3 protein-coding genes are annotated in these 15072 nt (G+C 60.7%); all 3 read left to right on the forward strand.

From position 1 onward, the window contains the following. Positions 1-124 precede the first annotated feature (124 nt). The 3 genes from PLU72_12410 to PLU72_12420 all read left to right on the forward strand — a co-directional run bounded on the left by PLU72_12410 (position 125) and on the right by PLU72_12420 (position 15071). Positions 125-11365, forward strand: a complete 11241-nt coding sequence (locus PLU72_12410; GenBank protein ID HOT28981.1) for a hypothetical protein — start codon at positions 125-127, stop codon at positions 11363-11365. 133 nt (positions 11366-11498) lie between these two features. Further along, positions 11499-12542 (forward strand): hypothetical protein, encoded by a 1044-nt coding sequence (locus PLU72_12415; GenBank protein HOT28982.1) that lies wholly within the window; start codon positions 11499-11501, stop codon positions 12540-12542. 450 nt (positions 12543-12992) lie between these two features. Further along, complete coding sequence (locus tag PLU72_12420; protein HOT28983.1) at positions 12993-15071, forward strand: TonB-dependent receptor; 2079 nt, start codon at positions 12993-12995, stop codon at positions 15069-15071. Position 15072: the final 1 nt, after the last annotated feature.

Genomic DNA, 15072 nt, shown 5'->3' on the forward strand with positions numbered 1-15072 from the left:
GACTGGTAGAATAGGCTGAAACACCAAAATTAGAGTCTCGGTACCGGATCTTTCCGCCGGGCGAGGAACAGATGGAAGTTTCCCCGCCTCAGGACAGGCAAGAGCGGCACCCGAGGAGGCAAATATGAACGAACAGACCTGGCATCCCCGTGACTTGTTCCGGTCCGGCCTGTACCTGGCCGGTACGGTTATCCTGCTGGTTTCGATCGTCGCCCTTATCACCGCGTCCGGCTGCGGCGGCGGTGGCGGCGGCGGAATCACCGGCCTCCCCCTGTCGCAGGTCGCCCAGAACGGAACCATCACCGGTCGTGTCGTTGCCTCCGACCTGATCATCGCCTCCCGGCTTGCCGCCACCACGCAATCCGTCAAAGCCGGAACCCAGGCGATCGCGAATGCCGACGTCTGGCTCGAACAACTTCCCACCTTCCATACCCGGACCGATTCGGAAGGCCGGTTCACGCTGACCGGCGTTCCCCTCGGATCCTACCGGGTCGTCGCGAAACTCTTTTCGCCCCTGACCCAGGAAACCTACAAGATCCGCTCCGTGAATTTCAGTCTCGGCGAGGATGCGAACGCGCATAATGCCGGCGATCTCGGCGTCAAAAAAGCGGTGAACCAGGTCAGCGGCATTCTCCGCGACAATACCGGCCGTCCGCTTCCCTTCGCGAGAATGGCGCTGTGGGGCGAAACGTTCACGACGGATAGTAATGGATATTTTATAACCCCGCCCCTCCCTGAAGAGGAAACGGGCGCCGAGGTGACGGTCGTCGGCTCCAGCGAAATCAGGGAAACCGTTTTCGAAGTTGCATATATATCTGGAACTATTCCTGTCGTCGAGATCTCGGTTCCGACCCAGACCCAGACGCCGCAGGCTCCCGTGGCGAGAATCGCCGCGTCCTCCGTCCTGGTCACGCCGAACCAGCTCGTCACGCTCAGCGCCGATGCGGACGACCCGCTGGGGGCGACCAGGGACAGGCTCGGCTTCACCTGGTCCGCGACGGCGGGCCAGCTCGCGTCCGGTTCCTATCCCTGGACCGTCCGCTGGACGGCCCCGGCGTATGACACCGTTGCCACGGTTTCCGTCGTCGTCGTCAACGGCTCCGGCCTATCCGGAACGGCCCGGGTTCCGATCACGGTCGGGGCGGGCGGCGTGAACCAGCGGCCTGCGATCAGCAACGTGACGGCGTCCGGAACGTCCGGCGATATCGCGATCACCTACGCCGTCACCGATCCCGAGAACGATGCCGTTTCGCTCGCCGTCCATTACTCGCTCGACGGCGGAACGAGCTGGACCCAGACGACGCATTTCACGGGGACCAGCACGGGAATCACGCCGGGGACGGGAAAATCCATCATCTGGCACTCGGCCGTCGATGCCCCTTCCGCGACTTACACGGCCCGGATCAAACTGATCCCCTCTGATGCTGGCGGGAACGGAACGGCCGGCATCTCGGCTTCATTCCCGATCGACAATACCAGCATCGCCGTCGTCAGCAACGTGATGACCGCGGTCGGGACCTCGACGGTCGTCATCACGTACGATCTCGACGAACCGTCAAACCGGGCCTGTTCGATCGCCGTCGCCTATTCCCTAAACGGCGGCACGACGTTCACACAGACGACCAGCGTGACGGGATCGACCTCCGGAGTCACCCCCGGCACGGCGAAAACGCTGACCTGGAACTGGCCGCAGGATGTCACGCCGCCCCAGAGCAACGTGGTTTTACGCGTGACGCCCGATAACGGCGTCACCCCGGGCACCCCGGGCCTTTCTTCCGCGTTTTCGCTCGGCACGGCCAACAGTGCGCCGGTCGTTTCGAACGTGATTGCGAGCGGTTCGAGCGGCAACATCACGATCGGCTACGCCCTCGCGGACGCGGACGGTAATGCCTGCTCGATCATCGTCGAATACTCGACGAACGGCGGCACCTCCTGGACGACCACCACCAACGTAACGGGCACCTCCGGGGTTCAGCCCGGAAATAATAAATCTCTCGTCTGGAGTTCGTCGGCCGACATCACGACGAACCAGGCGAACGTGGCAGTCCGCCTGACGGCCAATGACGGGACCGTCAGCGGTTCCCCGGCCGTATCCTCCAGTTTTGCGGTCAATAATCAGGGCTTGACCAACAGTGCGCCGGTCGTTTCGAACGTGACGGCGAGCGGCACGAGCGGGAACATCACGATCGGGTACACGCTCGCCGACGCCGAAAGCGACGCCTGCTCAATCGCGGTCGAGTTTTCAACGAATGGCGGCACCTCCTGGACGCCGACCTCCAACGTCACCGGAACGACGGGCATTGCGCCCGGGACGGGAAAGCAGATCATCTGGATTTCCTCGTCCGACATCCTGACGAACGAATCGAACGTCAGAGTGCGGCTGACGCCGAACGACGGGAAAATCAGCGGAACCGCGGCGAGTTCGTCGGTCTTCTCGGTGAACAACGGCGGAGTCGTGAATACGGCGCCGGTCATTTCGAGCGTGACGACGAGCGGCACGAGCGGGAACATCACGATAGGCTTCACGCTTGCCGATTCCCAGGGCGATGCCTGCACGATAGGCGTCGCCTTCTCGGTTGACGGCGGAACGACGTGGGCGACGACGACGAACGTCATCGGCTCGACCGGCGTCACGCCGGGAAGCGGAAAAGCCCTCGTCTGGAGCTCTTCCGCCGATATCAGTACGAACCAGGCGAACGTGAAGGTGCGTCTCGTCCCGAACGATGGCAAGGTGTCCGGCGCGGCGGCGATCTCTTCGACGTTTTCCGTGAACAACGGAGGCATTCCGAACACGGCGCCCGTCGTTTCCGCCGTCACCACGAGCGGCACGAGCGGGAACGTCACGATCGGGTACACGCTCGCCGACGCCGAAAGCGACGCCTGCTCGATCGCGGTCGAATACTCGCTCAACGGCGGCACGAGCTGGACGCCGACCTCGAATGTCACGGGAACCACGGGCGTTGCGCCGGGCTCGGGAAAAACGATCATCTGGATCTCCTCGATGGATGTAAGCACGAACCAGACGAACGTGAAGGTCCGGCTGACGCCCAGCGACGGAAAAGTCAGCGGCACAGCGGCCTCGTCCGCCGTCTTTGCTCTTCAGAACGGCGGTTCAGCCGTCGTCAGCTCGGTTCTGACCTCGGTCTCCGGCTCGGACGTCACGATCACCTACAATCTCACCGAACCGTCGAACGCGAACTGCTCGATCGGCGTCGAATACTCTCTGAACGCCGGTACCAGCTGGACGCCGACAACGCGGCTTACGGGAACCACGACGGGCGTCGTTCCCGGCACCGGTCGCACCGTCGTCTGGAACGCGGGCCTGGATGTAAGTCTGCCGCAGGCCACCGTCAAGGTTCGCCTCACCCCCAACAACGGGATCGCCTCCGGAACGCCTGGCGTGTCTGATACGTTTTCCATCGGGGCTCTCAACAATGCTCCGTCCATCACCAGTGTTACTCCTTCCGGAACCAGCGGCGATATTTCGATCACCTACTCGCTGACCGACGCCGATAACGACGCCTGCTCGATCGGGTTCGGCTACTCCCTCGACGGCGGAACGACCTGGGCGACGAGCACGCATCTGACCGGAACGACGACGGGCGTCATGCCCGGTACGGGCAAAACGCTGACCTGGAATTCGAGCACGGATTTCTCGACGAATCAGACGAACGTCAAAGTCAGGTTGGTTCCGAACGACGGCAAGGTGAGCGGAACTCCTGGAATTTCCGGGGTGTTCACGGTGAACAACGCCGCAGTCGCGACGGTTTCGAACGTTCGCACCTCCGTCACGAACCAGACCGTGACGATCACCTACGATCTGACCGACGCGACGGCCCAGCCGAGCTCGATTCAGGTCGAGTATTCGCTCAACGGCGGCAGCACCTGGGCCGTCACCACGCAGTTGACCGGTACGACGACGGGTATCACCCCCGGAACGGACCGGACGATCGTCTGGAACTCGGCGCAGGATGTGAGCGGCACGCAGAACACCGTCAAGGTGCGCGTCTCGGCGAATAACGGCTCCGGCTTCGGCCCTGCCGGCACCTCCGCCCTTTTCTCGATCACCGGCGCCAACAACCCGCCGGTGGTGTCGGGGGTCTACGTGACCGGCACCTCGGGCAATATCACGATCGGTTATGCCCTGGCCGATGCCGACAGCGATCTGTGCAGTATCGCCGTTGCCTACTCGCTCGACTCCGGAACGACATGGGCGACGACGACGGCCCTGACCGGCACAACGGCGAACATCACCCCCGGAACCGGGAAAACCATCACCTGGAACTCGGCCGCCGACGTCGTCGGCAACTACACCGACGTCGTGAAGGTGCGGGTCGTGGCGAACGACGGCAAGGTGAAAAGCGCTCCCGGCGTGTCCGCCGCCTTCACGATCAACAACAACAGCCTGCCGGTGGTCTCGGCCGTGACGACGAGCGGCACCTCCGGCAACATCACGGTGACCTACACGCTCGCCGACAGCGACGGCGGGGCTTCTTCGATCGCCGTCTTCTATTCGACCGACGGCGGCGCCAACTACAAGCAGACGACGAACGTCACGGGTGTCACGAGCGGCATCACTCCCGGAAGCGGCAAGACGTTCATCTGGGTGTCCCCGTCGGATGTTCCCGGAAGCACGGCAAACGCCCGTCTGAAGATCATTCCGAACGACGGCACGGCCGACGGAACCCCCGGTGAATCGTCGATCTTCACGGTGAACAACAACACCGCCCCGGTGCTTTCCGATCTGAACGTGAGTGGCGGAACGGGAGACATCGCGGTCGGCTTTACCCTGTCGGATGTCGACGGAAACGCCTGCTCCATCAGTCTTTCCTACTCGATCGACGGCGGCAGCACCTGGACCCAGAGTAATAATATAACGGGTGGTGTTGGAGTGACGCCGGGCAGCGGCAAGAGCATCGTCTGGAACTCCGCGGCCGATATCAGCAGCTATCAATCGAACGTGAAGATCCGAATCACCGCCAACGACGGGTACGTCAACAGCGCGACGCTCACCTCGTCGACGATCACGGTGAACAACAACAACCTGCCCACGATCAGCAACGTGCTGGTGAGCGGCAATTCGGGCGCGATCACGATCACCTACACGCTGGCGGATGCCGACAGCGCCTCCTGCTCGGTCAAGGTCTACTTCAGCACCGATGGCGGCGGCACCTGGACCCAGACCACGCAGGTCACGGGATCGGTGAACAACGTCGCGCCGGGCACGAACCGCGGCATCACCTGGGACTCGACGATATCGATTCCCGGCAACGAATCCAACGTCAAGTTGCGACTCGTTCCCTTCGACGGCATCGGCAACGGAACGGCAGGCGAGTCGAGCTCCTTCGCCGTCAGCAATAACTCCCTGCCAGTCGTCACCAACGTGACGACGTCCGGAAGCTCCGGTGATATAACGGTCAGTTATACCTTGAGCGATACGAACGGCGACGCCTGTTCGATCGCGGTCGAATACTCGCTCAACAACGGCTCGACCTGGACCGCGACGACGAACCTGACCGGCACGCTGACCAATCTCGCGCCCGGCTCGGGGAAGAGCTTCGTCTGGCGCTCGTCGGAAAACTTCCAGTCGAACCAGGTCGCCGTGAAAGTGCGTATCACGCCTTCGGACAAATACGGTGCTGGTACCCCGGGCGGCTCGGCGGCCTTCGCGGTGAACAACAACGCCCTGCCCGTGATCAGCAACGTCCTGACCTCCGGATCCAGCGGGACCGTGACGATCACCTACACGCTCGCCGATGCCGACGGCGGCGCCTCGGTCGTGTCCATGCAGTATTCCATCGACGGCGGCGTCACCTATACCTCCACCTCCAACATCACAGGGGCGACGACGGGCGTCACTCCCGGAACGGGGAAGACCATTTCCTGGAATACGCCGCAGGACATCCCTGGCCGCTCGACCGGGGTCAAGGTCAAGCTCACCCCCAACGACGGCAGCGGAAACGGCACGCCGGGCGAGTCGTCGACCTTCACGGTCAACAACAACACCCTTCCGGTCATTTCCGGCGTCACCACGTCGGGAACATCCGGTGACATCACGGTCACCTACAACCTCACGGATGCCAACAACAACCCCTGCAGCGTCAGGCTCCAGTATTCGCTCGACGGCGGCGGTTCATTCAATACCACGAGCAATTATTCCGGTGCGACGACGGGCGTCACGCCGGGAAACGGCCGCGTCATCACCTGGCGGTCGGCGAGCGACATTCCGGGCAACCAGGCCAACGTCAAGGTGCGCCTCATCGCCAACGACACCTATGGCGACGGGGCGGCGGCGGAATCGAACACGTTCTCCGTCACGAACAACAACCTGCCGTCGATCAGCGGCATCACAGTCACCGGAACCTCGGGGACGATAGGCATCACCTATACGCTTGCCGATGCGAACAACGACGCATGCTCGGTGACGGTGGCCTACTCGACGGATGGAGTGAACTATACTACGACGTCGAACGTGTCCGGCGACACGTCGGGCGTTATTCCGGGCTCGAGCCGTTCGATCTCGTGGACTTCGTCGTCTGATATCGCGGGATATGCGGCGTCCGTGCGCATCCGCCTGATTCCGAACGACGGCTCGGGCGCCGGCAGCGCGGCTATCTCATCGCCGTTCGCGATCAACAACAACACGGCGCCGACCGTTTCGAACGTGCTCGTCAGCGGAACGTCCGGCAACGTCACGATCACCTACAACCTGACCGATCCGAACAACGACCAGTGTTCGCTTCTCGTCTATTATTCGCTGAACAATGGCACGTCCTGGACGGAGACGAAGAATCTGACCGGCACCGTGACTGGCCTCCTGCCCGGAAACGGGAAGACGCTCATCTGGAACTCCGCGGCAGACGTCAGCGGGACCCAGGCAAACGTCAAGGTGAAGCTGCTTCCGAACGACGGCATCACCGCCGGAACCGAGGGCGTTTCCGCGGCCTTCGCCCTCTCGAACAATGCCCTGCCGACGGTTTCCAACGTGCGCACGTCAGGTTCGTCCGGCCCGATCACGATCACCTATGACCTGACGGATCCGAACAGCGATCCCTGCTCGATCGCCGTGTATTACTCGACCGACGGCGGCACCAACTATACGCAGACGACGGCGCTGACCGGCGCGACCTCGAGCGTTCCGATCGGCACGAACAAGACCGTCACCTGGAACAGCGCGACGAACCTCCCCGGCGCCGCGACGGTCAGGGTGAAGGTCGTGCCCAGCGACGGCAGCGGAACGGGCACGCCGGGCGAGTCGGCCAGCTTCGCCATCACGAACAACTCGCTTCCCATCGTCTCTGCCGTCACGACGACCGGCGCGAGCGGCAGCATCGGTATCACCTACACGCTGACGGATGCAGATACAAATCCGTGCAGTATCGCGCTCTACTACTCGATCGACAACGGGGCGAACTACGCGCGCGCGCTCGGCACGTCGGGCACCACGACCGGCATCGTTCCCGGAAGCGGCAAGACGCTCACCTGGAACTCGTATTCGGACGTCACCGGCAACTACGGATCCGTGAAGCTGAAGATCGAGCCGAACGACGGATACGCGACCGGCACCGCCGGTATCTCCAGCGGGTTCTCGATTTCCAACAACCGTCTGCCGACCGTGTCGAACGTCGTGGCGAGCGGAACGGGCGGCGACATCACGCTGACCTACACGCTTTCCGATCCCGACAACGACACATGCAGCATCAAAGTGTTCTATTCGATCAACGGCGGATTGTTCGTGCGCACCGAAAGCCTCCTCGGAACCATCAACAATATCGTTTCCGGCACGGGACGCACGATTGTCTGGTCTTCGGCTGACAATATCGCAAGCAATGTAAGCAACGTGCGGGTTCGCATCCAGCCTTCGGATGCCTGCGGCGATGGAACGTACGGCATTTCTTCCTCCTTCGCCGTCAACAACAACAATCTCCCGGTTGTTACCAACGTCACCACCACCGGAACCAGCAACAATGTGACGATTTCGTATGACCTCACGGAACTAGACGGGGCGGCATGCTCCATCGCCGTCGCCTACTCGACCGACGGCGGCACGACCTGGACGACGACCACGAAGCTGACCGGCGACACGACCGGCCTTGTTCCCGGCACCGGAAAATCGATCGTCTGGCGCTCGTATGAAGACTTCAAGATCAACTACGCGAACGTGAAGGTGAAGGTGACCGCCACGGACGATCAGTCCCCCGGAACCCCGGGCATCAGCGGCTTCTTCGCGGTGAACAACAACCACCTGCCGGTCGTTTCGAACGTCGTCCCGACGGGAGCGTCGGGGCCGATTCTCCTGACCTACGATCTGAACGATCTCGACGGCCATCCGGCGAGTCTGACGGTCGAATACTCGCTCAACGGCGGCACGAACTGGACGACCACCACGAACGTGAGCGGCCCCCTGACGGGCCTTGCGACGGGCACCGGCAAGACGCTCACCTGGAACTCGAACGCCGACTTCGTCACGAAGCAGGCCTCCGTCCTCGTCCGCCTGACGCCAAACGACGGCATCGGTGTTGGAGCGAGCGGGACGACGGCACCGTTCCCGGTGAACAACAACTACTTCCCCATCGTCTCGGGCGTGGAAACGTCCGGAAACAGCGGCGGGATCCTGATCATCTACGACCTGGCCGACGGCAACAACAACTTCTGCAGTCTCACCGCCGAATACTCGCCCGACGGAGGAACGACGTGGGCCTCCGCCACGCTGAGCGGGACTGTCTCGGGGCTTACCCCGGCACAGGATCTGCAGGTGTTCTGGAACTCGACGACTAATTACACCGGAAGATCGACCAACATGAAAATCCGGCTGATTCCGAACGACTCGTTCGATTCAGGCGTTCCGGGCGTATCGAACGCATTCACGCTCGACAACAATTTGATGCCGTATATAAACGGAACCCCCACCACTTCCGGAACGAGCAATGACATCACCGTGAATTACAATCTCGCCGACTCGAACGGAGATCCCTGCTCGATCCAGGTCGAATACTCGACGAACGGCGGCGTAAGCTATGCAGCGACGACGAATCTGGTCGGTTCGACGACGGGCATTCTTCCCGGCGCCCGATCCATCGTCTGGAAGTCGTATGCGGATTTCCAGGCGGTCACGACGAATGCGATGGTCCGAATCACGCCGTCCGACCCGTATGTTGCCGGTCCTTCGAATACGACGTCCCAGTTCTCGCTCAACAACAATGTGTTGCCGGTCGCGTCGAATCTCGTCGCGAGCGGCACCAGAGGGAACATCGATCTGACGTTCGATCTCGCCGATGCCAACGGCAACACGATGTCGGTCGCGCTCGAATACTCCCTCAACGGCGGAACGAGCTGGACTCCGACCACATATGTGACCGGAACGACGACCGGCCTCGCCACGGGTACCGGCAAAACTCTTGTCTGGAACTCGCTTTCCAACTTCAGCACCTACCAGTCGAACGTGAAGCTCAAGATCACGCCGAGCGACGCGGTCGGGGCTGGCACGGCCACCACCACGGGCGTTCTCGTGATCGACAACAACCAGTACCCGGTCGTCAGCAACGTCAGAACGACCGGAAGTTCGGGCGATATCAGTCTCTTCTACGACCTCGCTGATGCCAATTCCGATCAGTGTTCCATCAAAATCGAGTATTCGAAGGACAACGGATCGACCTGGACCGAGACGACCAGCCTCAGCGGCCCGACGTCGAATATCACTCCCGGAAACAACAAAACCCTTACCTGGCAGTCGGCTTCCGACTTCACGGAAAAGCGCGCCCAGGTGAAGGTCCGCATCACTCCGAACGACGGTTATCCAAATTGTGCAGGTGTGACAAGCGAATCGGCCGCCTTCGGCATGAACAACTCACTCCCAACGACGACCATAACGGCATTGTCACCGACATATGCGGCAAATGAATATCGTGGACCCATAACCGTAACCTTCAACCTGACGGATATGGATTCAGATCCCTGCGATATGACGCTGAGTTATTTGCTGCCAAACGGAACCTATGCGACAGCGACAGAAGTTACCGGAAACGTGACGAATGTCATTCCCGGTGTCGGATGGCAGGTAACATGGAATACATTCACCGATTACAAAACCAGTACGGATTCGATGAAGTTGCGGTTGGCTCCCAAAGACGATGTCGGCACCGGAACGTATTTCGAAACGACCGCATTCAAGCTTTATAACCAGCACCAGCCCCGCTTGACAGATATCAAGCAAGTTTCTGCCGGATCACAATTCTCTGGGGCTTTAACAAATTCCGGAGACTTGTATTTCTGGGGGTTTAACACGTATGGCCAGTATGGCACAGGAAATGTCACGGCAAGTCGGAGCCCGATCCTTTCACCGGTAACCGGTCTTAAGGAGTTTTCCTGCGGTGGACAGCACGTTCTTGGACTCAAGAATAATGGAACCGTCTGGGCTTGGGGATATAACGGGCAAGGTCAGCTCGGAACGGGGTCCATCACACCAGCGTATTCCTATAACGAGGTACAAGTACCCGGTCTTTCATCGATAGTCCACGTCTCCGCAGGATATGCTCACTCCCTTGCAGTACGAAGCGATGGGACAGTATGGGGTTGGGGAAGCAACGTCTACGGGCAGGTTGGTGATGGCGCAACCGGAGGGACCAGATATTCTCCCGTTCAGGTTGTTCTCCAGGGAGCGGCTAATGTCATCAATGTTTCTGCCGGTGGAAGTTATTATGGCAATTATAACGGTCACAGCCTTGCCTTGCGATCTGACAAGACCGTATGGGCCTGGGGATACAACGGCTATGGGCAACTCGGAAATGGAGGCACCACAGCAACAGCCACACCGGTTCAGGTTATGCAGGATGCGACGACACCTCTTACTAATGTAATTGCTATTGCTGCAGGTTCCGACCACAGTCTTGCGCTGAAAGAGGATGGAACGGTGTGGGCATGGGGATATGGCGGACAAGGTCAGATCGGCGATGGGGGCACAGGCAATAAAAGCTTTGCCACCCAGGTGAAACTGTCTGCAAGCGTGCCTCTCGGGGGTGCGAAGAGTATCGCAGCTGGGGGAATGTTTTATTCTTCAGGTACCCCCTATGGAAGCAGCATGGCACTCCTCGAAGATGGAACGGTTTGGTCCTGGGGGTATAATGGGTATGGACAACTTGGTGTGGATACCGGCAGCTCGAACAAGTCGTATGCTACGAAAGTCTGGGGGTTGTCGGGGATTACAACGATTGCCATGGGTGGACGATGGGCGAATGATGCCACGTATGGTTATCACACTATTGCAGGTGGTCCGACAGGCCTTTGGGCATGGGGCCATAATGATAACGGCCAATTGGGAACAGGGGATGCTTCAACATATTATAATCCATGGAATAACCGACCCTGAGTCGTACTTATCGATTTACTCCAGCCGCCTGGCGACAGGCGGTTTTTCTTTTGGGAAAAATTGAAACTCAACATATCCGTGACGGTTGCCGATGTTTATTGGGACTATGCACGGCAAAACGTGGAAAGACGATGTGAAGCCGGCCGGGGCGGGCGCGATGAGCGGCCTGTGGCGCGGGCTGGCTCGGGTCGGCATGTTTGCGGCGGTTCTGGCGATCGGAACGGCTGTGATGACGGACGGTTCGGTGAGCCGGGCCGCGGTCATTCGTGCCGAGAGTGATTCCCCGAAGGCCGTGGCGACGCCGCGGCACGAGGCTATGTTCGTCGAAGCCGATTACAGGCTTCCGGACGGGATCGATGTCGGCGAGAGCGAACCCTACGGGGCAGCGGGCCAGGGGAGCTACGGCCTGTTCTCTGTCGAGAACGCGCTCGTGTCACGCGCAGATGCCTGGCACCTGGGGTTCCAGTATCGGTACGAGCGGTATCGGTATCTCGACGGCAAGAACGGCCAGATCAAGGGCAGTCAGACGTTGTATCCGATCAGCCTGATTCGTCAGACGGGAAACTGGGCGTTCGGCATGACCGTGCCGTTCCAGCAGTGGGAGGCGACGGCCGATGCCGGAAACAAGCCGTATGCGAAGCTTTCCGGGCTGCACGACGTCGACGTCAGGGCGACCCGGCAGGTGTGGGTGAAAGACGACGGCTCGCAGGGCGTCACGGCGCACCTGGCCGGCAGAATCCCAGGCGGCAAGTATGACATTCCCTACCGGGACTTCACCGGTAAAACCCGGAACGGCGTGAAAGTCGGACCGGCCTGGGCGTCGCGTGGCGGATGGCTCGAGGCCGGCGGCGCGTATTCCCGAAAGATCGACGAGTCCTGGCTGTCGCATCTGAACCTCGCCTACGCTTATGACGCGCAGGACGCCATGAGCCGGCTGACCTACGGCGGCTCGCTCGATTACCGGCTCGGCCAGAACATGGCCCTCACCGGCCAGGTGAACGGAACGTATTGGGCCGTGTCCGACGGCCTCGACGGCGGCATGTGCGATCTCCTGCTCGGGGCGGTTCTTTTCAACGACCGCTGGCAGGTCAGCTTCGGCGTGCCCATCGGTCTCCAGCACGACTGGGGCTTCGGCCACGACATCGGCTTCACGGGCGGCGTCAGCACGACCTGGTAGGAGACGACGAACCACGGAGTCACAGAGACACGGAGACAATTTCACCACAAAGATACAAAGACCTTTTCACCGCCGAGGCACAGAGACGCAGAGATTGAAAAAATGTACTAAGATATTTTCCTCGGCGTCTCAGCGTCTCCGCGGTGAATCGTTCGAATTTCAACATACCAGACACCAAGACACCAAGACACGAAGAACGGTTGTAACAAATAGTTAACTATACTTTGTGCCTGGTATGTGGATTTCGTTTCAAGAACCGATCCGCGGATGACACCCCAGAATGGGTCGCATCCTCGTGCCGCAAGGACGGTACGCGAACCGCCTGGATTGCCGACGGTGAAAAGGTTGCTTTTTCCATACCGGTCTATTTATCATTGAGGTTCACGACCGGGATGTATCGCTTCGTTTCGCTTCCGGTCGCCGGAATGAATCCTTCGCGAGGAGAAACGAATGCAGAAGGTGCATCCGACCCGCACGATGTGGGAAGTGGGCCGCTGGCGACTGGATGGCGCAGTCCAGGCGGTCCCGTCGTCCGTTGCCCGGAATATGCTCGGCTGGATTTCGGCCGTGATCCTGATTACCCTTCTATCTGTTCCGGCGGCCCGGGCCGCCGATCCCGAGCTCGAGTCGCTGGCCCTGCTCTACGAGCCCGAGACGGTCGTCACCGCCACGCGGCTTCCCGAGCCTGCGATCGAGTCGCCGGCCATCATGTCGGTGTTCACGGCGCAGCAGATTCGCGCACTCGGCGTCGACACGCTTCCCGAACTGCTCCAGTTCGTTCCTGGCTTCAACCCGTGGAAATCCATCGCCGGCGACTGGTGGCCGGGGCCCCGCGGCATCCTCGACTCGAACCGCAGCTTCATGGTCATGGTCGACGGCATCAGCATCAACAACCAGTTCCTCGGCTCCCCATACTGGACGTGGGATCTGCTCGACCTGTCGCGCTTCTCGCGCATCGAGGTCATGCGCGGCCCGGGTTCGGCGCTGTACGGCTCGAGCGCCTTTCTGGCCGTCATCAACTGCATCACCGACGACCGGCCGGCCGACGCCGGCTATCTGAAAACGACCCTCGGCTCGTTCGAACGGCGCGGGATCGCCCTGGGAAGGGTGTTCAAGGCCGGGAAGACGACCATCGACCTGAACGTGTCGGGCGAAGGCTCCGACAGCCAGGACCGGTTCGTCGCCGTCGACGGCTACGGCAAGAGCGGCCTCACGCACGACGCCTACACGAAGAAGGACCTGATGCTCAAGGTCACCGATCCCCGGGGGCTCACCTTTCTCGCCCAGCACGTCGAGGGGAACCGCGAAGGCTATATCGGATATTTCAACAATCTGAACGAGAAGACGTTCTTCCGCCGCTCGAACGATCTGCTGACGCTGAAATACCACCGCACCCTGAAGGACTCGGCGGAACTGACGAGCCGGGTTTTCTACAACCAGTTCCTCGACAGCGAGCGCGCCGAGGCGATCAGCCCGGGCGTGCTGTTCCCGCTCACCGGGCTCGTGTATCCGCTCGGAGCGATGCGAGAAGACCACTCTCGCGACTCGGTCTGGGGAATCGATGTCCTCTTCAAGGCCGCTCCGATCGGCCGTCACCTGTTCAGCGTCGGCGCCGAGAAGACATTCACCGATCTCGCGGAATCGGCGGTTTTTGGTTCCTTCGGCACGCCGGCCGACCCGGCGGCTCTGGCCTTCATCCCTGGCGAGTATCCCGAACCCGGTCGGATGGACAACACGTCGATGTTCCTGCAGGACGACATGTCACTGGCGACCAACCTGCGTCTCGTCGTCGGGGCGAGATACGACGACCATTCCGACTTCGGCGGCACCTGGAATCCGCGTGCCGGACTGATCTATCGGTTCAACGCACGGTGGACCGGGAAGCTGTTGTATGGGCATGCCTATAGAAATCCCGACTTCCATGAAATGGCCGGGAACGCCGCGCTGAAAAGCGAGAATATCCGGACGACCGAGTTCCAGCTGCTCGGCGAACCATTTCCCGGCTGGTTTTCGAAAATCGATGTGTTCATCAACCAGTTGCGAGATCGCATTCAGAGCACGAATACATTGCTCTATACAAATATCGGCCGCACGGATTACGACGGGATCGAGTTCGAAACCCGCAAGCGATTTGGCCGCGGTCAGGAAGTGTTCGCCAACGTCTCGACGTTTCGCCGGCGAGCCTTGTCCACTCCCATCGAGTTTGCTCCCGAGCTGCCGCAGAACAAAGTCAATCTGGGCTACTCGTTCCGCATGAACAACTATGAGACCAGCCTCTGGGGTACGGCGACCTCCCGTCGCTCTCGAAACGTCGCCGATATGCGCGATTCGCTGCCCGGCCTCGGCCTCCTGAATCTGACCGTCACCAGACTCGGCTTTCCCGGCATGGCCGACCGGATCACGCTGAAGGTGAAAAATCTTCTCAACACGTATACCTCGATGTCGCCAGTATATATAGGCGATGGTATATTTGAAGACTTCCCCCAGCCTGGTCGACAGATCACTTTGGAAATGACCTGGGATCTGTGAA

It is taken from the genome of Candidatus Ozemobacteraceae bacterium, assembly GCA_035373905.1.
Classification (GTDB): Bacteria; Muiribacteriota; Ozemobacteria; order Ozemobacterales; family Ozemobacteraceae; genus MWAR01.